The organism is Boudabousia tangfeifanii, from assembly GCF_001856685.1.
Taxonomy (GTDB): domain Bacteria; phylum Actinomycetota; class Actinomycetes; order Actinomycetales; family Actinomycetaceae; genus Boudabousia; species Boudabousia tangfeifanii.
The window spans coordinates 250,188-272,871 of sequence record NZ_CP017812.1 but is presented as its reverse complement, the minus strand read 5'-3'; the positions used below and the strand labels follow the sequence as shown (position 1 = coordinate 272,871).

The 22,684-nt window shown below is 56.2% G+C and carries 22 protein-coding genes and 1 tRNA gene; 18 read left to right on the top strand and 5 right to left on the bottom strand.

Translation table 11 applies throughout. The features are described 5' to 3' along the window. The first annotated feature begins 5 nt into the window (after window positions 1-5). From BK816_RS00975 to BK816_RS09725, 4 genes are read left to right on the top strand one after another with little or no spacing between them, the layout of a single operon-like run. Window positions 6-344: a hypothetical protein gene (locus tag BK816_RS00975; protein ID WP_071164865.1), complete on the top strand. Its 339-nt coding sequence runs from the start codon at window positions 6-8 to the stop codon at window positions 342-344. A 50-nt stretch (window positions 345-394) separates the two neighbouring features. Beyond that, window positions 395-985, top strand: a complete 591-nt coding sequence (locus BK816_RS00970; RefSeq protein ID WP_071163507.1) for a major tail protein — start codon at window positions 395-397, stop codon at window positions 983-985. Between the two features lie 22 nt (window positions 986-1,007). Then, window positions 1,008-1,427, top strand: coding sequence for a hypothetical protein (locus BK816_RS00965; RefSeq protein WP_071163506.1), 420 nt, complete (start codon window positions 1,008-1,010; stop codon window positions 1,425-1,427). A gap of 59 nt (window positions 1,428-1,486) precedes the next feature. Then, window positions 1,487-1,621 carry a hypothetical protein gene (locus BK816_RS09725; RefSeq protein WP_257786289.1) on the top strand — a complete coding sequence of 45 codons (135 nt, stop codon included), beginning with the start codon at window positions 1,487-1,489 and terminating at the stop codon, window positions 1,619-1,621. A 39-nt stretch (window positions 1,622-1,660) separates the two neighbouring features. Here the strand turns inward: BK816_RS09725 and BK816_RS00960 are convergent, their stop codons facing one another. Then, complete coding sequence (locus BK816_RS00960) at window positions 1,661-1,996, bottom strand: DsrE family protein (RefSeq protein ID WP_071163505.1); 336 nt, start codon at window positions 1,994-1,996, stop codon at window positions 1,661-1,663. Between the two features lie 67 nt (window positions 1,997-2,063). On the opposite strand from BK816_RS00960, the gene BK816_RS00955 reads away from it, so the two are divergent. The 10 genes from BK816_RS00955 to BK816_RS00915 all read left to right on the top strand — a co-directional run bounded on the left by BK816_RS00955 (window position 2,064) and on the right by BK816_RS00915 (window position 14,100). After that, a complete protein-coding gene (locus BK816_RS00955) occupies window positions 2,064-4,739 on the top strand; it encodes a phage tail protein (RefSeq protein WP_071163504.1) in 2,676 nt (891 codons plus the stop codon). Between the two features lie 37 nt (window positions 4,740-4,776). Continuing rightward, window positions 4,777-5,463, top strand: a complete 687-nt coding sequence (locus tag BK816_RS00950; protein ID WP_071163503.1) for a hypothetical protein — start codon at window positions 4,777-4,779, stop codon at window positions 5,461-5,463. Continuing rightward, window positions 5,460-8,222 carry a phage tail spike protein gene (locus tag BK816_RS00945; RefSeq protein WP_071163502.1) on the top strand — a complete coding sequence of 921 codons (2,763 nt, stop codon included), beginning with the start codon at window positions 5,460-5,462 and terminating at the stop codon, window positions 8,220-8,222. Before BK816_RS00950 ends, BK816_RS00945 begins: the two co-directional genes overlap by 4 nt. Window positions 8,223-8,242: 20 nt before the next feature. Further along, on the top strand, window positions 8,243-8,677 hold the full coding sequence (locus tag BK816_RS00940; RefSeq protein WP_083378966.1) for a DUF1617 family protein: 435 nt from the start codon (window positions 8,243-8,245) through the stop codon (window positions 8,675-8,677). After that, the gene (locus tag BK816_RS09720) at window positions 8,677-8,811 is read left to right on the top strand and encodes a hypothetical protein (protein WP_257786288.1); all 135 of its coding nucleotides are present in this window, start codon (window positions 8,677-8,679) and stop codon (window positions 8,809-8,811) included. Before BK816_RS00940 ends, BK816_RS09720 begins: the two co-directional genes overlap by 1 nt. Window positions 8,812-8,859: 48 nt before the next feature. Continuing rightward, window positions 8,860-9,435 (top strand): phage holin family protein, encoded by a 576-nt coding sequence (locus BK816_RS00935; protein WP_071163501.1) that lies wholly within the window; start codon window positions 8,860-8,862, stop codon window positions 9,433-9,435. After that, entirely contained in the window at window positions 9,428-9,586 is a 159-nt protein-coding gene (locus BK816_RS09245; protein ID WP_156981955.1) for a hypothetical protein, read from the top strand. The genes BK816_RS00935 and BK816_RS09245 overlap by 8 nt, the downstream gene beginning before the upstream one ends. Window positions 9,587-9,616: 30 nt before the next feature. Next, complete coding sequence (locus BK816_RS00930; protein ID WP_236842337.1) at window positions 9,617-10,384, top strand: N-acetylmuramoyl-L-alanine amidase; 768 nt, start codon at window positions 9,617-9,619, stop codon at window positions 10,382-10,384. A gap of 813 nt (window positions 10,385-11,197) precedes the next feature. Then, window positions 11,198-12,499: a recombinase family protein gene (locus BK816_RS00920; RefSeq protein WP_071163498.1), complete on the top strand. Its 1,302-nt coding sequence runs from the start codon at window positions 11,198-11,200 to the stop codon at window positions 12,497-12,499. Then, on the top strand, window positions 12,496-14,100 hold the full coding sequence (locus BK816_RS00915; protein WP_071163497.1) for a recombinase family protein: 1,605 nt from the start codon (window positions 12,496-12,498) through the stop codon (window positions 14,098-14,100). Before BK816_RS00920 ends, BK816_RS00915 begins: the two co-directional genes overlap by 4 nt. Before the next feature lie 210 nt (window positions 14,101-14,310). On the opposite strand, the gene BK816_RS00910 is transcribed toward BK816_RS00915, so the two are convergent. The 3 genes from BK816_RS00910 to purL form a co-directional block, all read right to left on the bottom strand. Continuing rightward, a tRNA-Gly gene (locus BK816_RS00910) sits at window positions 14,311-14,384 on the bottom strand. Window positions 14,385-14,488: 104 nt separating this feature from the next. Next, the gene (locus tag BK816_RS09395) at window positions 14,489-14,932 is read right to left on the bottom strand and encodes a sterol carrier family protein (protein WP_071163496.1); all 444 of its coding nucleotides are present in this window, start codon (window positions 14,930-14,932) and stop codon (window positions 14,489-14,491) included. Between the two features lie 12 nt (window positions 14,933-14,944). Beyond that, window positions 14,945-17,341 carry a phosphoribosylformylglycinamidine synthase subunit PurL gene (gene purL / locus BK816_RS00900; protein ID WP_071163495.1) on the bottom strand — a complete coding sequence of 799 codons (2,397 nt, stop codon included), beginning with the start codon at window positions 17,339-17,341 and terminating at the stop codon, window positions 14,945-14,947. Between the two features lie 375 nt (window positions 17,342-17,716). Here purL and BK816_RS00895 point away from each other — a divergent pair, with 375 nt between their 5' ends. The 4 genes from BK816_RS00895 (at window position 17,717) to BK816_RS00880 (ending at window position 21,890) form a co-directional block, all read left to right on the top strand. Continuing rightward, window positions 17,717-18,769, top strand: coding sequence for an ABC transporter permease (locus BK816_RS00895; RefSeq protein WP_071163494.1), 1,053 nt, complete (start codon window positions 17,717-17,719; stop codon window positions 18,767-18,769). A gap of 18 nt (window positions 18,770-18,787) precedes the next feature. Continuing rightward, window positions 18,788-19,471 carry an ABC transporter ATP-binding protein gene (locus BK816_RS00890; RefSeq protein WP_071163493.1) on the top strand — a complete coding sequence of 228 codons (684 nt, stop codon included), beginning with the start codon at window positions 18,788-18,790 and terminating at the stop codon, window positions 19,469-19,471. Window positions 19,472-19,585: 114 nt separating this feature from the next. After that, window positions 19,586-20,728, top strand: coding sequence for an ABC transporter ATP-binding protein (locus BK816_RS00885; RefSeq protein ID WP_071163492.1), 1,143 nt, complete (start codon window positions 19,586-19,588; stop codon window positions 20,726-20,728). Continuing rightward, entirely contained in the window at window positions 20,715-21,890 is a 1,176-nt protein-coding gene (locus BK816_RS00880; protein ID WP_156981954.1) for an ABC transporter permease, read from the top strand. The genes BK816_RS00885 and BK816_RS00880 overlap by 14 nt, the downstream gene beginning before the upstream one ends. Window positions 21,891-22,062: 172 nt before the next feature. On the opposite strand, the gene recR is transcribed toward BK816_RS00880, so the two are convergent. Continuing rightward, window positions 22,063-22,656 carry a recombination mediator RecR gene (gene recR / locus BK816_RS00875; protein ID WP_071163490.1) on the bottom strand — a complete coding sequence of 198 codons (594 nt, stop codon included), beginning with the start codon at window positions 22,654-22,656 and terminating at the stop codon, window positions 22,063-22,065. Window positions 22,657-22,684 lie beyond the last annotated feature (28 nt).

The following is a 22,684-nucleotide window of genomic DNA, read 5'->3' as shown; positions in this document are numbered from 1 at the left end:
TAGTGGTGGAGTGCCTTGAAATCCTCGTTGGTGTCTTTCAGCGCCTGGGACTCCAAGTGTTCACCGGCACCTGGCCAGCACTACCGGCAAGCGACTACGCCGTCCTACTACCCCTAGTGGACATCTACGACCTACACGCAGATAACACTCCCAGCGTCGAAATCCAATACGTCAGAATCAACCTGTTCAGCCAAGAAAACTACCTGCCCCTAGTCCACCGGCTCCTACCGCTCTTACGCCAAAAAGACCTGACGATTACTGAGCGCCGCTACATCGGCCACGACCCCGAGACTGGTTACCACCACTACGCCGTTGAAGTCGCACTCACCACTGACCCCCACTAGTACGGGGGTCTTCCCATATCCACTCAAAAACCTTTTTAGGAGGCATTCCCATGGCCACGATTGGTCTTGACAAGCTCTACTACGCAACCATCACCGAAAACCCCGAAGGGGAAGAAACCTACGCCACCCCCAAACCCCTAGCTAAAGCCATCTCCGCAGAGTTATCTGTCGAACTGGCAGAAGCCATCCTCTATGCCGACGACGGGGCTAGTGAGGTGGTCAAGGAGTTCAAATCCGGCACCCTCACCCTGGGCATTGATGATCTCAAGCCCGAGGTCGCAGCTGAACTAACCGGCTGCACCCTCGATGACAACAAGGTCCTAGTCGCCACAAGTGAGGATGGGGCCAAGCCAGTCGCGATCGCATTCCGCGCCCGCCGCTCAAACGGCAAATACACGTATTTCTGGCTCTACCGCGTCAAGTTCGCACCACCAGCCACATCCCTCAATACCAAGGGCGATTCGATTAGCTTTGCGACCCCTTCGATTGAGGGGACGATCATGCGACGTAATAAGGCCGAGAAGAACGGCCTACACCCGTGGAAAGCCGAAGCCACCGAAGACACTGCCGGGGCGAAACCGGCCACTATCAAAGAGTGGTACACGAAGGTTTACGAGCCTTCTCTACCGTCCAAAGCCTGAATGAGAAGGAGAACCTGAACCAATGAGCACTGAAAACATCGTCTTAGAAAACCCTTCACTAGAAGGCCGCACCGCCACCGTCACCATCGCAGGGCGTGAGTACACCCTCGTCCTCTCGACGGGAGCAACACGTAAGATTGCCGCCCGCTATGGCGGCCTAGACCAGCTTGGTGAAAAACTCCTCACGGGTGAAGACATGGACCAAGCCTTGGGTGAGATCATCTGGATCGTCACCCTGCTGGCTAACCAGGGCGTCCAGATCCACAACTTTGCTCATCCTGATGACAAGCAGGAGCTGCTCACCGAAGACCTGGTGGAGCTCTTAACCTGTCCTGCCGACCTGGCGGACTACCGTGAGGCCATCACCCAGGCACTGGTCAACGGCACGCGGCGCGAGGTTGTCTCTGAGGCTCCGGTGGGAAAAGACCAGCAGGCCGAGTAACTGACAGTGATGAGGCCACGTTCATCCGCCTGCTCCACTGGGGAACCACGGTTCTCGGGTTGGGGCAGGCGGAAACCTGGCACATGCCCCTCGGCCTCCTACTCGACCTCATCGAATGTCACCGCCAAATGAACGGCACCGCAACCCCTTTGCGGGAGACATTCATTGATGACGTCATCCCATACGGTGTTTGATCCATAGAAGGCGTTTGTACTAATGGCACCTTTAGTTTGTCAGGGCTTTATGTAGGTGTATCCCTCAGCAACGTGTTCGGCGATGACTGGTACTGCAGCCCAAATCGGAGTAATCCAGTTAGGAATTGAGTTGAAATCGATTCCGTGGTTGATCAGTGACTTCTCGCAAACCTCGAAGATTGCTCCTGCCTCAGATGCTTGCTGCATAGCCTGAGTCCAGTCGTTATCTCCTTGGATTACATAGATAGCAGTCCCGTTAATCATTACCCGGATGCGGCTTGCAAGCCCTAAGGCAGTTAGATTTCCCAGATTGCTCAGCACCCTAGGCCATTTATCTGCCTCGGTGACGTGCAAAAGATACTTTGGTTCGCTCATTCACCAAGTCTACCGACAACGCGTGTACTAGTCGCAGCGAAAACTCAATAGAGAAAGGCACACCCTGATGGCTGAAGATTTCGGACTAAAAATCGCACTCCAGGGTGAGCGGGAGTTCAAACGCGCTATCACCGAGATCAACGCGTCCTTCCGCGTGCTCGGCTCTGAGATGAAACTGGTGGATGCCCAGTTCAAACGCTCTGATGATGCTCAGGCCAAGTACGCTGCTAAAGGCAAAGTGTTGGCAGAGCAAATCAGCGCTCAGCGGGACAAGATCAACACCCTCGAAGCCGCCCTGAAAAACGCGGCCACGAACTTCGGGGAGACTGACCGGCGCACCCTGGCCTGGCAAACCCAGTTGAATAATGCGAAGGCGGCGTTGGCTGACCTTGAGGGCGAGTTGGAGGACAACAACAAAGCCCTCAACACCTTCGGCGACAATGCTGATGATGCTGGAGATGACGCACGGGACGCAGCCAAAGACACCGGCCGCCTAGAGACGGCAGTTGATGATCTCGGTGACGAGATGGACTCAAGCGGCAAGAAAGCCCTCTCCTTCGGTGACGTGCTCAAAGCCAACCTTGCTAGTGAGGCAATCGTTGCGAGTGTTAACGCCATCGGCAGCGCGATCAAAGCCGTAGGGCGCGGGTTCGTTGACGCAATGAAAGATGGCATCCAGTACAACGCGACGATGGAGTCCTACACCGCCTCGTTCACTACGATGCTCGGTGATGAGGCCAAAGCCCACCAACTCGTCGCCGACCTCAAAGCCAAAGCCGCCTCCACGCCTTATGGCATGCAGGATTTGGCTGATGCGACCCGCACCCTCATGTCTTTTGGTATCAGCGCCCAGGACGCGCAAAAGTACATGGGGATGCTTGGGGATGTGGCCCAGGGCGATAAGGAGAAGTTTTCTTCGCTGTCTTTGGCGTTTGCTCAGGTCTCCTCTGCTGGCAAGCTCACGGGCCAGGATTTGATGCAGATGATCAATGCTGGCTTCAACCCTTTGGAGGAAATCTCCCGTAAGACCGGCAAGAGTATTGGTGAGCTCAAGGAGGAGATGAGTAAGGGCGCTATCTCAGCGGAGATGGTCGCCCAGGCTTTTGAGAGTGCTACGGCTGAGGGTGGGCGTTTTTATGGGGCGATGGAGAATCAGTCCAAAACCTTCAACGGGCAACTCTCCACACTTCAAGATGGCGTCGCCAACCTCAAAGGCCAGTTGGCCGGTGGGCTGACCGAAATGCTCTCGGGCTCGGTGATGCCAATGGTCAACGGCTGGGTAAGCGCTCTCTCGGAGGCGTTTGAGAAGGATGGTGTGGATGGGCTGATCACCGCTTTGGGTCAGGTCATCCAAGAAGCCCTCGCCTTCATCAGCGAACAGTTGCCTGCCTTCTTGGATGCGGCGTTGCGGATTGTCACCAGTTTGGCTGATGGTTTGATTCAGGCTTTGCCTGCGATTACCGAGGCCGCAACCGGACTACTCATCGCCCTCATCCAAGGGATCCTGCAGTTGCTGCCCGAGCTCACGACGGCGGCCGCGACCATGGTCGCCACGTTGGCCTCCGGTATTGGTGAGGCACTACCCGAGTTGATTCCGGCTGCTATTGCAGCAATCGTCGGGATCGTCCAGGCCTTGATTGACAATCTGCCGTTGCTGCTTGATGCGGCACTGCAGTTGGTGACGGGTTTGGCCCAGGGCATTATCGAAGCAATCCCGGTCCTTATCGAAGCACTACCAACGCTCATTGAGTCACTGTTGGAGTTTTTGGTGGGTGCGATTCCGCAGCTCATCGAAGCCGGAATCACCCTACTCACCTCCTTAGTGGAGGCCCTGCCGACGATCATTGAGACGATTGTGGCGGCGTTGCCGCAGATTATCGATGCGATCATCAACGCCGTCCTCGGAGCACTGCCTCTGCTCATTGACGCTGGCATCAAACTGTTCGTTGCATTGATCCAGGCGTTGCCGACGATCATCACCACCATCATCTCCGCCGTCCCTAGAATCATCAGCTCGGTGCTGAACGCGATCAGTAGCCATATTCCGCAGCTGATGATGATGGGCGTCACCCTACTGACCTCCCTCATCCGCAATCTGCCAACGATCATTTCCACGATCGTCTCCGCGATTCCGCAGATTGTTTCTGGGATCGTATCGGCGTTTGGGCAGGGCGTGTCCCAGATGGTGAGTGTGGGTGGGAATCTGGTGCGGGGCTTGTGGAACGGCATCCAAGGCCTAGCCGGATGGCTATGGAACCAAGTCTCATCTTGGGCATCATCCATTTGGGATGGAATCACCAGCTTCTTCGGTATCCACTCACCCAGCCGGAAGATGGCGTGGGCCGGTGAAATGCTCGCCCGAGGCCTCGCCTCCGGCATCGACGACAACGCAGCGCGCGCCACCAAAGCCGCCAACGAAATGGCCTCTGATATCGACGCCGCGTTCGCCGACCTCACCGAAGGCCTGGACGTGCCAATCGATGTCAAGACCCAGGCGCAATTCGCTCACCTCGACCAGGTAAGCAAGGAGTTGGCTGCTCCAACAACATCAGCCAGTACCAATGCTGGCCTTTCGAGTGATGGTGTGCGCTCTGTGGTGGAGGCGGTTGTGCCTTCGATGCTCAAGGGTATGGATATTCGGGTGGTGCTTGATGACGGCACCCTGGTCGGCCGCCTCGCACCCCGCATCGATACCAGTCTGGCGGGACTAGCCCGGCGCAACCCGCTACTTGCCATCAGTTAGTGGTTACTGCGTTCTATCTGAAAGAAGGTGATTTCCAGTGTTTACGTTGGATGGAACCATTCAGGCGCGTCGGGACCTGAACCTGCACCTGGCTTCTCCAGTGAAACTGAGTCCAGCGGGACGGGTGGTGGAGCAGATCGTGGTTCCCGGACGTGAAGGCACGTTGACGCGCGAGCAAGGGTGGAATGACCGGGTCATCACCCTCGACCTGATCATCCGGAGCCGTGATGTGATGGGGTCATGGCGCATAGCCATCACCGCGTTGTCAAACGCGAAGCGGATTGCTTTCCGCCATGACACAGGCGTGTTCTACCAGGTCAAAAGCACCACCCTTACTGAGTTGGTGAGGGTGTCTCCGATGATGGGTCAGTTCCAAGCCACCCTCCTTTGCGATCCCTTCGCCTACCTCACCAAAGCCGACCGCATCGTGCTGACCAAGAGCGGGAACATCACTAACCCCGGTAATGCTGTTGCTCGTCCGGTCTTCACGGTCTACGGCAGTGGCAGGGTGTTTTTTGAGACCAACGGATACCGGGTGGATCTGAAAATCGACTCCGACCAACTCACCATCGACTCCGCGCTGATGGAGTGCCGGAAGGGCAATGTGGCGCAAAACCAAAACATGACAGGCCCATTCCCGACCATCCGTCCAGGGAAATCGTATGTGCAGCTCGGACCTGGAATTAGCCAGCTTGTCATTGAACCTAGGTGGAGAAACCAATGATCACCACACACCCCGCAAACGCTGTTCCCAAAACGGACGTCACGACAGACAACGGCTTAGCCGTCCTTGATGCCCAGATCATCAACCCGGTGGTGACTGAAGAGCTCGGTGGCGCTTTCTGCTTGGAGTTTGACTACCCACTCACCGCACGAGGAGCGTCATCGTTGCGGGTGGGGAACCTGGTGCGCTGCCCAGCACCAGTATTTGGGGGCCAGTTTTTCCGCATCCACCACCTTCAGACCAACGAACACCACCAGGTGCATGTGACGGCGCAGCATGTGTTTTATGACTTGGCTGCAAACCTTTTGATGGATACCAACCTTGTGGGCGAAGACGCAAACGGCGCACTAAGGCGCGTCCTTGCTGGGGCGCAGTTTAAGCACCCGTTCACCGCAACCAGCAACCTGAGTGCTCGTGCCTCAGCCCGCCTCGTTAGGGTGTCTGTGGCATCAGTCCTGATGGACCCCGACCTTGATAACGGGATCGTGAACCGCTGGGGTGGGGAGCTAATCCGCAACAACACCCACCTCTCTTTAGTTGCCAGGCGCGGTAGCGATAACGGGGTGCAAATCCGGGCAGGTAAGAACCTGCTGTCCATGACCGCGTCAGTGGACTACTCAACAGTGGTCACCCGCATCGTGCCGGTCGGGTTTGATGGGCTGATGCTTCCGGAGAAATGGGTCGACTCGAGAAAACTTGGCCAATACCCTCACCCCCGTATTGCGGTGGTGAAGTTTGATCACATCAAATCCACCGCCACCCCAAACGGAGCCAGCGCTGAGGATGCACTACCACCCAAACAGGCCGAAGCAGCACTACGACGGGCAGCCAAGGAACAGTTCACGCTCCGTCGCATTGATGAGCCAACTCGAACCTGGAGCGTGAACCTAGTCGACCTCGCCATAACTAAGGAGTATGCCCATCTGCGTGCCTTAGAGACCGTGGCAATCGGTGACGTGGTCACGGTCAAAGACCTGGACGCTGGGGTGGATGTGTCGGCGCGGGTGGTGGCCTACCAATACAACCCCCTCACTGAAGGGTACCTGCAGGTGACGCTGGGTTCCTTCGCCCCAAAGATTACCAACCAAGCTACTAGGGCCATGGCGGTAGCAGGAAACGCGATGGGCGCTGCCCTAGATGCCTCTGCCCAAGCCGGAGCGGTCACTACCGTGGCTGGTAATGCTATGGCGAGGGCTGACCAAGCATTCAGTAGCGTTTCGGGTTTGTCGGGGCGTGTGGATGAGGCGTTGGTGGCGGCGAATGGTAAAAACCGCAACCACTACGGCACCGATACCCCTAAGGATCCGCAGCCGGGTGACGTGTGGTTCAAAACGAATGGTGAGAAGCAGGAGATTTGGATCTACAAGCAGGTCAATAACCGTTACGACTGGTATCCCATCTCGACGGATTTGACGTGGGAGGAAGCTAAGTGGCGTCTAGATAATGCTGAAGTAGTGGTTTCCCAGGTAAAGGGGGTGGCTGATGAGGCAGCTAAGTCTGGTAGTGAAGCTAAAGCTCGTGTGCGTCAAGTAGCAAGAGAAACAAAACTCGCTACTGTCAAAGCTCAAGAAGCAGTTGATAAAGCAGCCGAGAACGCCCAGCACTTAGAGGACTACCAGGTAGTAGTCGGCAGCCTCATCCAAGGGGCCAGATCTTCTATCACCCAACTTTCTGATGCTGTGAACCTAAGGGTGGAAAAAGAGAAGGTCATCAACCAAATCAACATCTCCACCGAGGGGATTTTGATTGATGGGGCCAAGGTTCACATCACCGGTCAAACCACCATTGACCAGGCAGTAATCACGGGGGCGATGATCAAAGACGCTTCGATCGACAACGCGAAAATCGCGTCCCTGGATGCGGGCAAAATCAGGACAGGCTACCTCGATGCCGGTCGTATCCGGGCAGGAAGCATTACTTCGGAGAAGCTCACCATCCGCAATGGGTTTATCACCAGTGCGATGATCAAGGATGCCGCGATTACTTCCGCGAAAATTGCTTCCTTGGATGCTGGCAAGATCACCACCGGCACGCTGTCTGCTTCGCGTATCGCTGCTAGGACTATTACGGCCGATAAGCTCGCAACGAATGCTATCCAAGTTGGCTTATCGGGGTGGTCATCTTCAATCCGTATTAGTCCTACCGAGATTCGTTGGTACAACGGCAACACCCTGACGGGCAAAGTCTCTTCGATGGGCTTGCAGTTTTATTACGGGACAAAGTTCATCGGACAAATCGGTGAGGCTGGTTTTAAGAACAAGCCTGAGAGCGTCAAGGGCCTCAACACCATGCTGTCCAAGGATGCTTCTTATGCGGCGTGGACGTATGGGGCCGGGTCTGATGACCACTTCGTGCTCCTCACTCTTGACCCGAAGGGCTCAGTGATGGGCGCTAGGGGTTTGCACCTGGGCGTGGATCTGCACCTGGGTGGCAACAAGGTGATGACAACGGGTAAGCGTGGGATCAAACTACTTGATTCGACCGTTAACCGCACGATGCTGCCGGCTTGGTGTAGCGAGAACACTCATTCCCAGGTCGCCTTCTCCAACGGCGCACTGTTCCTAGTGACAGATAACAACCTGTACTCGGTCACCCAGATCACCAAGCGCCTTAGTGAGGTGATTATGCGGGTCAACCACCTCATCACCTATCTGAACAAGGGCTGGGTCCAAGAAGTCCACGACATCGGAGGCGGCAGAGTCTCCTGGTCAAGCTACAAGAACACCGGCCTATCGACCATGTCCACCAACCTCAGCTAACCAATCCCCAAGGAGAATCCATGCCGACGATGAAAATCGAAAACCGCAACATACCCAGTGTCTGCCAGTTGCTCGAGGGGCTAGAACTGGCCGGGGCAACCTCGAGGGCCAGAACCAAACTTCACGCCTCGCTCCTTGTTCACCTTGAAGCCTTGGGAGTATCTGAGGTGGAGTTGGCTCGCCAGTACGCCACCCTCGACGAAACTGGCGAGATTGTCCTTGATGAGGCCGGCGGGTTCACACTCAAGGATCCAGTTCAAGCTAGTGAGTTCAAGGCCGAACACCAGGCCCTCATGGGTGAGGCTGTATTGGTTCCCGAAACCTACGAGAATCAATACGCCATCCTCACCAAAGCCTTAGTGGATTATCCGGGTACCTTTTCCGGCAGCGACGCTACTGCCTACGACCTGCTATCCGACGCGTTGGAGGAAGCCACCGTGATGGAGGTGCCCTGATGGAGATTGACCCCACCCCGCCAGAAGGCGTGGTTGCTCAACCACTAACGCCACCAAAAGAAGCAGAACCACCGCCCCTGGTGGAACCTGAAACCCACATCTTCACAATCCCACCAAGCCCCGACGGCCAATAAAGCCTCGGGGCTTTCGCTTACCCATTTCTTGGAAGGATCTGATTTCTCATGCCACTAGACCACTATCTACGCACCATCGCCGGAATCATTGGCGGAGCTGCTGGTTGGGTGTTTGGCACCCCCGATGCCCTGCTCTACACCCTGCTCGCCTTCATCACCGCCGACTACATCTCCGGGGTGATGGCAGCCATCACCACCCGACGCCTCAGCTCGGCTGTTGGGTTTAAGGGGCTGTTCGGGAAAATGCTTATCCTCGCCTTTGTTGCTCTGGCCCAGTTGATGGACACCCACGTGCTCGGCGGGGTGGGGGTGCTTCGCGGTGCGGTGATCTTCTTCTACATCGCCAACGAAGGCATCAGCTTGATTGAAAACGCCACCGTCCTAGGCCTGCCAGTACCACCCAAGTTCAGCCAGGCCTTAGCCACCCTCACCGAGCGTGAAAGCACCATGGCGGATGGTCTTTTGAACTCGGCCCACGGCCGCCACGCCGCAACAAACACGAGTGAGCCGGTGGCGGTGCCGCGTCCACATGTCCCTGAAGTCAACATCGCAGAAGTGCGTAAGCCTCTAGCCCACACCACCAAACCCGCGCCCGAAGTCGAGACAGGTGGTGGTGGTGACTAAACCCGCCTCCCACCTGCCAGCCACCCTCACTGCTTTGGCCAGCATCTTCATGGTTGCTGGCCTGGTCGTTCTGTCCTGGTGGGTGTGGGAGCAGGCCATCACCCCGCTCCTGACCGCGCTGATTTGGTTGCACGTGATCGTCCAACCCTAAAAACCCATCCACTACATCATGGAGATTCTCATGTCTTACACGATTGACCATTCCCACGACGCCACCGCTTTCACGACAGGCCGCCAAGGCCACCGCATTAAATACATTGTGGTGCATCACTGGGATGACCCCGCCAAACACCCCACCTTTGAGGGCACTATCCGCTGGTTCGAACGCGGCGGCAACAACACATCCGCCCACTACGTGGCAGAGGCCGGACGCGTCGCCCAACTCGTCGCAGATGGAAACACCGCCTACCACGCCGGCAACTGGGTCAAGAATTTGGAGTCCATCGGGATCGAGTGCAACCCCCGCTGCTCTGACGCGGATAAAGCCACCGTGGCTGAACTAATCCGAGACCTGCAAGCTAAGCATGGGCCACTGACCATCCTGGGGCATAAGGATTGCTCCTCTACGGACTGCCCAGGACGCTACTACCCACCCACCACTGTGCTCGCACCATGGCTAGGAGGGGGAGGCGGCAACGGGCGCTCGGCATCTGGTGTTGATTCTCCATCTGGTGACCTGAATGCCCTGGCAGACGCGGTACTACGCGGCGACTATGGCAACGGTGACGAACGCAAGCGCCGGCTGGGTTCGAAGTATTCGGCGGTGCAGGCGATTGTGAACCAGCGCCTGGGTTACGGTTCCACACCCGTCTCCTCAGGTCCTGACCTGAATGCTTTGGCTGATGCGGTCATTCGAGGCGAGTACGGAAACGGAGACGAACGCCGACGCCGCCTGGGAGCCAACTACAAGGCGGTCCAAGCCCTGGTGAACAAGAAGCTAGGCTACTAAAACAGCCTGGCTTCAAGCCTTTTCATGCGCCCTCACCTGACCCTTCAGTGGGTTGGGTGGGGGCGCTTTTTGCGTGCCTAGAGGTGGTTAATTCTTGGGGTGGTTTTGACCTGCTTGTGAGAGCCCCAAGAGGTGGGGCACCAATTAGCACACAGGGGGTGCTAACAGGTGGCCTTGTCACAGGTAGAAAAACAGGCACTTACTAGGCTGCGCCGGGCTGGTTATGGGCTTAGCGAGATTAGCGCGCATCTTGGTATATCGCGTGATGCCGCCAAAGGGTATCTATCCCGCCAACACATCACACCCGAAGGTACTAAACCCGCCCAGCCTTTAGGCGTGGGGGTATGCAGGTATTGCGGAGCCGACTTTAACCCTTCACGTTCAACCCAACGTTTTTGCTCACCAACACACCGGCGCACCTGGTGGCACCTGCATCCCGAGGCAGGCGATCGTAGCCCAGAACGGGTTTTTACCTGCAAAGGCTGCGGGATACGGGTAAGCGTGTATGGGGATGCGCGCCGGAAGTACTGCTGCCACGCCTGCTACACAAAAACCCGGTGGGGCCAGTGATGGAACTGGACCTGCCCTGTGAAGCCCGCTCATTGCTTGCCCTCGAGCACCTCTTTCACCTTAACGATCAAGGTGTGCTCACCAGGGATGAACTAGCCAAGTGCGTTGAGCGCCTAACTTCGAGCGTGCCGGGGTCTTTAGTGGGCTTGCTTGCGCAGGTTCGACTGGATTTTCCAGCCCTTTCAAGTGAGTTATTGAACCAGACGGATACAAACCCGAACGACTAAAAGGAGACAACCGGCTATGACTAGGCAGATTAAGCGTATTACCCCGCCACCACAAGAAAAACCACCACTGGTGCGGGTGGCAGCTTATGCGCGCATCAGCGCGGTCAACGAGCGCTCCCCAAAGTCCTTGGCTGCCCAAATCCACCACTACTCCACCCTCATCCAAAACACCCCCGGATGGCGCTACATCGGAGTATTCATCGATAACGGTAAAAGTGGTACCAACCAAAACCGCGAGGGCTTTAAACAACTCATGGCCGCCTGTAGGGCAGGTGAAGTGGACCTAGTGCTCACCAAGTCGATTAGTCGTCTGGGGCGTAACACGGTGGACGTGCTGGCGACCTGCCGTGAACTGACCGCTTTGGGGGTGGAACTGCGGTTCGAACGCGAAAACATTTCCACGGCCACCACCGACGGCGAACTACTCCTAACCCTCCTGGCGTCTTTCGCCCAAGGTGAGTCTGAGGCTAATAGTGAGGCGGTCAAGTGGTCGATCCGTCGTAACTATGAACAGGGTAAACCCAATAGCCACTACTTGTACGGGTATGACTGGGATGGCACCCAGTTCCATATCAACCCCGTCGAGGCACCCATCGTGCGGCGCATTTTCGCCTCCTACCTAGAGGGTATTTCCCCAGACAAACTAGCCGACCAACTCTACCGTGAGGGGATACGGGGCAAACGGGGGAAAAAGATTGATGCGATGGTTATCCGCCGGATGCTCGAAAACGAACGCTACATGGGCGATACGCTCATGCAAAAACACTACCTTGATGGTATCCGTGGCCCACAGCGCGTGAACAAAGGTGAACTTCCTAAATATTACGCTAAAGACACGCACCCGCCCATCATCGACCGGGATACTTTCAAGGCAGTGCAGGCTGAGATTCAGCGTCGACGCACCCTGGGGAAAGGCGCGGTCCCATCCCTGAACACCGGATGTTTTACGGGGCGGGTGATTTGTGGTGCGTGTGGCAAAGCGTTTCACCGTAAAACCAAGCAGCGCTTCCGGCTACCTGACTATAAGTACTGGCGTTGCCACACTGCCTGCCAAGGTAAAGGTAACCCCTGTAAAGCCCCAAACATCCGTGAGGCCCACCTGAAAACCGCCACCATGGCAGTCCTCAAGTTAGATGAATTCGATGAAAGGGCTGTGTGGGAGCAGGTCAAAACAATTCTTATCTCGTCTGATGAGCTGGACTTCCACCTGAAGGATGGCACCAGGCGGCACGTAACGCTGCTTGAGACCGCCAACCTAGCTGAGAACGCGGCGAAAACACCAGAAACTCAAACACTTCCTGGAAGGAGCCAGTCGTGAGTCCGACTGTTACCAAGATTCCTGCCACACGCGCCTTACACACCGGCAAACCCCTCGCCGCCACCACAACGAAGCGGGTGGCGGGGTATGCGCGAGTGTCAACCGATAATGAAGACCAGGCCTCGAGTTATCAGGCGCAGGTGGATTACTACACCACTTTCATCACCGACCATCCGGGTTGGGAACTGGTCAAGGTCTACACCGATGAGGGCATCACCGGCACCTCCACAGCGAAACGTGCAGGCTTCCGAACCATGGTTGCTGACGCCCTGGCGGGCAAGATCGACCTGATTGTCACCAAATCAGTGTCACGCTTCGCCCGTAACACCGTCGACTCCCTGACCACCGTGCGTAAGCTCAAAGATGCCGGGGTTGAGGTCTACTTTCAGCGTGAGAATATTTGGACTCTGGATTCCAAGGGTGAACTACTCATCACCATCATGTCATCCCTGGCCCAAGAAGAAGCCCGCTCCATTAGCGAGAACGTGACTTGGGGGCATAGGAAACGCTTTGCCGATGGGAAGGTGACCATCCCTTACGGTTCTTTCCTCGGCTACGAAAAAGGCCAAGACGGAGGGCTTGTAATCAACCCTGAGCAAGCCAAAGTAGTCAGGCTGATTTACGCTCTGTGTCTAGAAGGCAAAACACCCCGTGCTATCGCCACCACCCTCCAAAACCTTGGTGTGCCAACCGCGAGGGGGAAGAAACGCTGGCATGCAGCAACCATCCGCTCCATCTTGACCAACGAGAAATACAAAGGTGATGCGCTGCTGCAAAAAACCTACACCCGCGACTTCCTCACCAAAGAGCGCATCACCAATCAAGGGGAGGTCGCCCAATACTACGTGACCGGCTCCCACGAGCCCATCATCGAACCCGCCGTGTGGGACTACGCCCAAACCCTTATCAACCCACCCACCCAGCGAGGCACAATTGGGGGTAAGAAGTCACGTAAGCATGCCCTGTCGGGCACCATCAAATGCGGACAATGCGGGGGATGGTACGGGTCAAAAACCTGGCACGCAGGCACCAAATACCAGCGCACCATCTGGCGGTGCAACAACAAATACGAAAACCACACCCACTGCACCACCACACACCTAACCGAAGCACAAATCCACACCACCTTCACCCACCTAGTCGCTCAACTCGTAACCACCACACAAGTCGCCACCCAGCTCGACCAGCTCATCGCAGACACCTTCAACACCACCCAGGCGGAAACCCACCTTGCCCAGTGTGCTGCTCGCCTTGAGCGCGCTAGGGAAGCGTTTACCGCGCTGGCCTACCAAAACGCTAGGGCCGCCCTCACCAGCAAGGACTATGAAGCGAGGGCCGCACGATTAGAGGCTGACTATGACCAGGCACTTGCCGACTACCATCAGGCCGAGGCCGCCCTCACCGATTTACGAGAACGCGCAGCGAAATACCGCCGCTATCAACAAACCCTCACACAACTCCAAGGGCAAGACGCCACGCAATTCACGCCGGTACTGTGGCGCACCCTGATCGACCACGCCACCATCAACCACAATGGCACCATCGTCTTCGCGCTCAACGATGGGCAGACAATCAGCATGCCAACACCCACCAAAAACTAGCCAACAGACAGCCACAACACACAGGCCAGGCACCTAGCCGGACAGGCAATCAAGGCTCCCACCCAACACCGCAACACGACCGGTGGCAGGGTGGGATTTTTCGTTGCACAACAAGGAAGAAAAGCGGGGGTAACACGCCCTAAATAAAAACGACCCATTTTTGGCCTAACCCCGGGAAAGCGCCCCGTTGTATCCAAATTAGTCAACAAGTGGAGCGGACGACGGGAATCGAACCCGCGACAGCAGCTTGGGAAGCTGCAGTTTTACCATTAAACTACGTCCGCAGTTTTATTCACCAAGGTGAACGGGTAAGAGTCTAATACACTCCCCCACCTAGTGGCAAATGGATTCTTCTTAAAAGCACGGCCGCCTCAGGCCCCACTTGCCCCTAAAACAGTGGCAGGATTGGGCCGAGGTCGCAGCGGTTGCCCGAGGCCGATACCACGCCCTCGGAAAGCATCAGATCCCACGAAACCAAGCCCACAGTCAAGGCCAACCAAATGGCTGGATCCATTTCTACCACCGCAGGTGGGGTTCCGCGACGATGCACGGTTCCTTCCAAGATTTGCACGGCACCTGCAGGTGGCACTCGTACTTCCACGGCACGTCCTGGGTAGGACGCGGCCAATTCCTCCAAGGTGTAGCGCACCGCCGTAAACAACTGCATGCGGGGAACCTGACGTCCCCCTTCACGCAAAGCAGTAGCCACCTCGTCGGCAGGCAAAGCTTGACGGGTTTCCGGTGGCAGCTGCGCCAAAGACTGGCTCAGAGCATCCTGGCAGGCTTTTAGCGCTGCGCTCCCAGCTGCCACCGGTACCTTACGATTCGCCAAAATGGTCCCCGCTTAGAAGTACTTTGGCAAGGTGGCTGCGGAAGCGTACTTTAGTGCTTCCACATCAAGAACAATCAGTGGGCCTTCGGTTGGTTCGCCGGCATCAAAGCCCTCATCCGAGCCCTTAGCCTGAGCCTGACCGGTAATGGTCAACAAGTCGCCACCAGTGGTACCGATCCGCAGCGCATTAACGCCCTCGGCCTGGGCGGCAGCCTCAACCACAGGAGCCAAGCCCTCACGTACAGCCACCACGCAACGGGCACCCGACTCGGAGAACAAAGCCTGGGTGGTATCCAACTTAAAGCCACCGCAAACACCCTCGAGGTTGATGGATGCACCCACCCCGAAACGCATCACGCAGTCGGCCAAAGTCTGGGCCAAACCACCGGTCGAGCAGTCGTGGGCGGCCTCCAAAACGCGGCCCCCGTCCTCGGCCTGAGCTTCACTCAAAGCCAACAAGACGCGACCCAAAGCGGCCTCGGCAGCCAAATCAACCTTCGGTGGCAAACCACCAAAGTGATCATGAAGTTCGCGTGCCCAAGCGGAACCATCCAACTCGGCCTGAGTGTCACCCAACAAGTAAACGGCCAGGCCTTCCTCACGCCAGCCCGAAGGGTTCGCCCGAGTCACATCGTCCATCACACCCAAAACGCCCACCACAGGGGTCGGGTTAATCGACGAGTTTGGCTGGCCCTTGACCGTGCCAGAAGAGTTGTAAAGCGAAACGTTACCGCCGGTTACCGGCACCTCAAGTTCCTTACAAGCATCAGCCAAACCGGTGATTGCCTGCACGAGCTGCCACATGGCATCCGAATCCTCAGGGTTACCAAAGTTCAAGCAGTCAGTGACGGCCAGCGGGCGCGCACCCACCGTGCACACGTTGCGGTACGACTCGGCCAAAGCCTGCTGCGCGCCAGTGTAAGGATCGAGCTTCGTGAACCAGCCATTCGCATCGGTTGCCAAGGCCACGCCACGGTTCGTATCTTCCACCACGCGAATCACGCCGGCATCATCCGGCTGTGCCAAAGCGGTATTGCCCTGCACGTAACGGTCATACTGGTCAGTCACCCAGTTCTTGCCGGCCTGGTTAGCGCTGCCCACCAGGTCCAAAATTTGCTGGCCGAGGACGCCCGGATCATTCGAGCGCTCTAGGTTTTCAGAAGTATTGGCTTGCAACTCGTCCAACCAAGCTGGACGAGCATAAGGACGATCATATTCTGGGCCCTCGTGGGCCACCGTCTTAGGATCCACATCCACAATGCGCTGGCCGTGGTGGTCAATGGTCAAACGGCCATCGCCGGTAACCTCACCGATTACCGAGTATTCCACATCCCACTTGTCCACAATCTGCTTGAACTGGTCGAGCTTTTCTGGGGTGACCACGCACATCATGCGTTCTTGGGATTCCGACATCAAGATTTCGCCGGCGGTCAAAGTGGGGTCACGCAACAGTACGGTTTCCAAATCGACGTGCATGCCCGAACCACCGTTAGAAGCAAGTTCTGAGGTAGCACAAGAAATACCGGCAGCACCCAAGTCCTGGATACCGTCAACCACGCCCTCGGCAAACAATTCAAGGCAGCATTCAATCAGTACCTTCTCCATGAAGGGGTCGCCCACCTGCACGGAAGGACGCTTGGCTGGCATGCCGTCCTCGAAAGTTTCCGAAGCCAAGATGGAGGCACCGCCAATGCCGTCACCACCGGTGCGAGCACCGAACAAAACCACCTTGTTGCCCACGCCGGTGGCGGAAGCCAAGTGGATATCCTCGTGCTTGAGCACGCCAATGCACAAGGCGTTAACCAGCGGGTTGCCTTGGTAGGAAGGATCAAACTCGGTTTCGCCGCCAATGTTTGGCAGGCCCAAGCAGTTACCGTAGCCGCCCACGCCGGCAACCACGCCGTGCACTACGCGGGCAGTATCAGGATGATCAACCGCACCAAAACGTAGCTGATCCATTACCGCTACTGGGCGCGCACCCATCGAAATAATGTCGCGAACAATGCCGCCCACACCAGTTGCTGCACCCTGATAGGGCTCAACAAAAGAGGGATGGTTGTGCGATTCCACCTTAAAGGTAACCGCGTAACCATCCCCAATGTCTACCACGCCAGCATTTTCACCCATGCCGACCAGCAAGTGCTTGCGCATGTTCTCATTCGTCTTCTCGCCGAACTGACGCAAGTGCTTCTTCGAAGACTTGTACGAGCAGTGCTCCGACCACATTACGGAATACATAGCCAATTCTGCGTTAGTAGGACGGCGGCCCAGCAAATCCTTGATTGCCTGGTATTCGTCATCCTTCAAACCAAGTTCGCGATAAGGCATCGGCTGGTCAGCCGTGGCTGCCGCATCAGCAATCGTGTCGTACTTTTCTTCTGTAGCCCCAGTTGGGTTGCTAGCAGTCATTTATGACCCCGTTTCAAGCGTGAGATACCTGGTGAAAATGCGGCAAATTCTAACCAGCCAAAACGGTTGGCCAGAGTAAGCCACTTTACGCTCAAACTTTACCAGTTTTCCGCGCTTTACGACCTGCTCAAAAAGCACCCAATTTTTAAGGTTGGCCACCATTCGCCAGCCCTAGTTCCATCTTCCGACCGCCGACCAAACCGGCCGAGGTCGACCTCGGCCCAGCCCAGCAAACTCCCCTAAAAACCAGACAATAACTAAAAATTTCGGCGAAAACACACCTGCTTGAGTTTAGCCACAAAAACGATTTTCATTCTCCCAACTTTAATGACACTCTGTCATAATCGAATTATTGAATTATCTGGAGGTTTATAAATGTTTCTGGCTTGGCGAGAAATCAAGCACGACAAGCGCCACTTCGGGCTAATCACTGCCGTGATTTCCCTCGTTGGTATCTTAGTTTTCTTTTTGACCGGTTTGGCTGTGGGTCTCATGACCATCATGACCCAAGGGATCACCAACCTTGGCGCTGACGATATTGCCCTGTCAGACTCTGCTAATGATTCGGTGCAGGCATCCATCATCCCCACCAAGAATGCCGAAAAGTTGAAGGCTGACGAGGTTTCTTTGCTGGGTCTTTCCGCTTTGACCATTAAGAAGGATGCAGACACGCAGCTCACCGCTTTCGCTTTCGGGATGGAACCGAACTCGTTCACTGCCCCTGAGGTCAGCGAAGGCAAAATGTACCTTGCTGACAAGGAAGTTGTCGTCGACTCGAAGTTCAAGACTGACGGCTACAAGTTGGGCGACGAAATCAAGGTCACCCAGGGCGATGAAACTTTCAAGATTGTTGGTTTCACCAAGAACGCCACCTACTCTTCCTACCCAATCGTGTTCATGAACTTGAAGGATTGGCGTGAAACTGGCATCCAGTTCAAGGACGCCGTTTCTGCTGTTGCCACCAAGGGTTCTGTCGACCAGGATTCGGTCAGCGATGCTAACTTGAAGCTACAGTCCGTGAAGGATTTCAACAACAACATTCCTGGTGTTTCCGCCCAGAACTTGACCTTCGCCTTGATGGTTGGGGCCTTGATTGTGGTTTCCGCTGTCATCCTCGGGGTGTTCATCTTCGTCCTTACCTTGCAGAAGCGTCGTGTCTTTGGCGTGATGAAAGCACAAGGTATCGACAATGCCACTTTGGGCTGGTCGGTGATTTGGCAGACCGCTTTCTTGTCAATCTTCGGTTCGATTTTCGCCGTCGCGATCACTTTGGCCACCGCCGCAGCCATGCCTGAGGCCGTTCCCTTCACCGTGCCGTGGCTACTCTTCGGCATCATCGGAGCCGTCATGGTGCTGTTCAGCTTGCTGGGCGCCCTCTTCTCGGTTCGCTCCGCTACCCGCATTGACCCGCTCATCGCCCTCAAGTGAGCCAGAAAGGTTAACATCATGCCGATTATTGAAATGAAAGACGTTTACAAGGACTTCACTCAGGGTGAGGAAACCATTCACGCACTACGCAAAACTAACTTCACTGCCGAGGCCGGCGAGTTCATCGCTCTGATTGGCCCTTCGGGCTCGGGTAAGTCCACCATGCTCACCATCCTTGGTGGTTTGCAGGCACCAACCGGCGGCACGGTCCGCATTGGTGACAAGGACCTAACCAACCTGTCCGATCGTCAGCGCGCCAAGACCCGTTTGACCACCATTGGTTTCATCTTGCAGTCCGCCAACTTGGTCCCCTACTTGACCGTTAACGACCAGCTCGAATTGTTCGACCGGGTAGCTAAAACCAAGGGCAAGGAAGGCCACACCCAAAAGGATCGCGACGAACTCTTTGATTCTTTGGGCATTTTGAAGCTCAAGAACAAGTACAAGTCGGACCTTTCCGGCGGTGAAAAGCAGCGCGCAGCCATTGCTCGCGCCCTTTACGCCAAGCCTGACGTGATTTTGGCTGACGAACCAACCGCCGCTTTGGACTCCAAGCGCGCCTTCGAGGTTGCCGAGCTTTTGCACGACCAGGCGAAGACCCGCGGCACCTGCATCATTATGGTGACTCACGACGAGCGCCTGATCGAACACGTCGACTCCGTCTACCGCATGGAGGACGGGGTACTAACCAAGGACAAGTGATCCTACCCAGTCTTAGCGGGTGGCAGCCGATCTCTCAGGGCTGCCACCCGCTATTTTTATTGCCGAGGGCGACATTAACCTAAGACATCACAGCGCTGTGCTAGAGTAAGCCCCATGAGTATCAAAGCCAGAAATCTGACCCGCACATTCGGGGACAAAACCGTGGTTTCTGGCGTCTCCTTAAATCTTTCTTCCGGGCAAATTACTGGCCTAGTTGGCCCAAACGGAGCCGGCAAAACCACCCTATTGCTACTACTGTCGGGCTTGTTAGCACCTGACGAGGGCGAAATTGAGATCGAGGGCGTGAGCATGTCGGCGAATCCGTCCTCGGCCCGCAAATTGTTGGGGTGGATGCCTGACGACTTCGGTGTGTGGGAATCTCTGACCGTTTTTGAGATCTTGGAAGCTTTTGGGCAGGCCTATGGTTTGCGCGGCTCGGAACTTTTGCACCAGATTGCGCATGTGCTCGCGCTGGTGGAAATGGAAGACTATCGGCGAGTTAGCGCCCAAACGCTTTCGCGCGGGCAGAAGCAGCGCCTTGGTTTGGCTCGCTCCCTGATGGGCAAGCCGCGAGTGCTGTTGTTGGACGAGCCGGCCAACGGCCTCGACCCGATTGCTCGGCTAGAACTTAAGCGGATCCTGCAGGATCTGGCGGCCGAGGGCATCACGATTTTGATCAGTTCGCATGTGCTTTCCGAACTTGAGGAAATGTGCGACGACACGATTTTTATGAACCACGGCCAAGTGGTTGTGCCCGAGGAAGATCAGGCTGAACTGTTCCCTTGGCTTTTGCGCCTTGATAAGCCGGAGATTTTCACCAACTGGGCCGAGGAGTTCGAACTCCCCTACCAGGTGCGCAAACAGCGTGGACGCGACTACTTCGAGATTATGCTGGCCACCGATGACGATGCCACTTTGTTGCGGCAGACCATGGAAATGTTGGGCGCCAACATTTCAGAACTGTTTAATGACGGGTCAAGCCTGGAACGCAAGTTCCTCAGCCTTGAGCCCGAAGACCCCTTGCCGCTACGCTCGGAACGCGACAGTGCTGTTTCGCGCATCGAAAGTGCGGCGATCGCCGAGGGCGAGTTGCCGGCACGAACCGAAGCGACGGGCGAAACTCTGGTAGCCGGCGATCTGGGGCCGGAAAAACCTGTGCAAAGCGAGATGTCGGCACAGCCCGGTCGCGAACAAGACTTTCAAGCAAAAACCAAAGAAGAAGAACGAGCTATCCCGGAGGTGAATGATGCAGTTTAGTAATGTGGCCTTGGTGGCTAAGCTGGATTTGCGTCAGCGTGTCCGGGCCACGAATTGGCGTTTGTCGCTGGGTTTGTGGGCACTAGCTATGTTCGTGGTGCTGATGACTTTGCGGTATTTCATTGAACCGCTTTTTGGGGTCTCCGAGCAGAATGCTTTGCATTGGGTGGTTGTTTTCGACGCCCTGTTTGTTTTCTCTTTGGCGATTACTTTGTTGGTGACGGCGACTTTGTCGGCCACCGCGATTAATGGGGATCGGCGGAGCCAGAATTTGGCGGTGTTGCAGGTGACCCCGTTGTCTTCGAAGGAGATCGTCCTCGGCAAGATTATGGCAGCCTGGGTGGCGGCAATGTGCTTCTACCTGGTGGCGTTGCCGTTCATGCTGGTGGCTACTTGGTGGTCCGGTTTAGGCTTTTTCACGCACATTCTGGCGGTTCTGACGGCCTCGGTGGTGTTGTGGGTGGTTTGCTGTCTGGGCGTCTACTTTTCAACGGTGACGCCGCGTCAGGCCAGTTCCACTTCGATTACTTTCTTGGTGGTGCTCAGCCTTGTGCTTGCTCCAGTCGTGCTCACTACCTTGGGCGGCAAGGCCTCGGCTATCACTTACACCTACGAAACGCACCGTTTGATCGAGGACGTGCCCGGCAAGAAACCGATGAATGATCGGGTAGATCAGGGTGGTCCAAGCGAGGATAATCCACGTAATCGTTGGCGCTGCCAGGCCATTAAGGTGACCGAGAAGCAGGAAAACTACCAGTACATTTGGTGGGTTAACCTAGCTAATCCCTTCGTGTTAACAGCCATGCCTTTGGGGCGTCTGGAAAACCAGGTGTTTAATCGCGGCATGAATGACCGCACTCCCCCGGAAGAAATTTCTCCCCTGATTTCTGGGGTTTCCTCCTTGAAGCAAATGTCGTCCCGTCCGGGTCACGAGGCTTATGAGGATGCTTGTGTGGAAGGGAAGATCGTCTTCAACGAGATTCCGCAAGGCCCTGAATTCCGTGCCTTTACCGTGCACACCGGCGAAACTGGCCTGCAGGATTTGGAGTGGGTCTTGGCCCTACTGCTTTACTTTGTGGGCGGATATTTGACTTACACTAAGGCGGCAAAACGGCTGGAATTGCCGATGCGGAAGCTGCCGCGCAATACTCGCGTCGCCTGAGCTTCCGGGTTTTCGTCGCCTGTACTTCTGGGTTTTTGTCGCCTGGGTTTTCGGGTTTTTGTCGCCTAAACTTCCGGCCTATTTTCGCCTGAGATTCCGGGTTATTTTCGGTTAAATTACGGCCTTTGGGCTGAATTTTTCGACCTTTTTGGGCTGCTGTTTTGCAGCTGGACTAGAGTAGTCGGCGTCCTTCGAAGGCGCGTCCTAGGGTAATTTCGTCGGCATATTCGAGGTCGCCGCCGACTGGCAGGCCGAGGGCGAGTCGAGACGCTGGCACGGCCATGGTTTCTAGCATTCGGGCCAGATAGGTAGCGGTTGCTTCGCCCTCGATATTGGGGTCGGTGGCGATCACAACTTCCTTAACGGTGCCATCAGCTAAACGCTGCAGCAGGCCTTTGACGCGTAGCTGGTCGGGGCCGATGCCACGGATCGGGTCGATGGCCCCGCCGAGTACATGGTAGAGTCCGCGGAATGCGTGGGTGCGTTCGATCGCTTGCACGTCTTGGGCTTGTTCGACCACGCAGATGATGCTGTTGTCGCGCCGCGGATCGGCACAGATGCGGCACTGGTCGTTTTCGGACAGGTTGCCGCAGGTTTCACAGTGGTGCACTTTAACTTTGACGGCTTTGAGGGCGGCAATGAGCCGGTCGACCTCGGTCTGATCTTGGTCGAGAATGTGGAAAGCGATCCGCTGGGCCGATTTGGGGCCCACCCCGGGTAGCATTCCCAATTCGTCGATTAGGTCTTGCAAGGCGCCGTCGTACATTTAGCTTCCTTTAGTTTGCTCAGGCGGG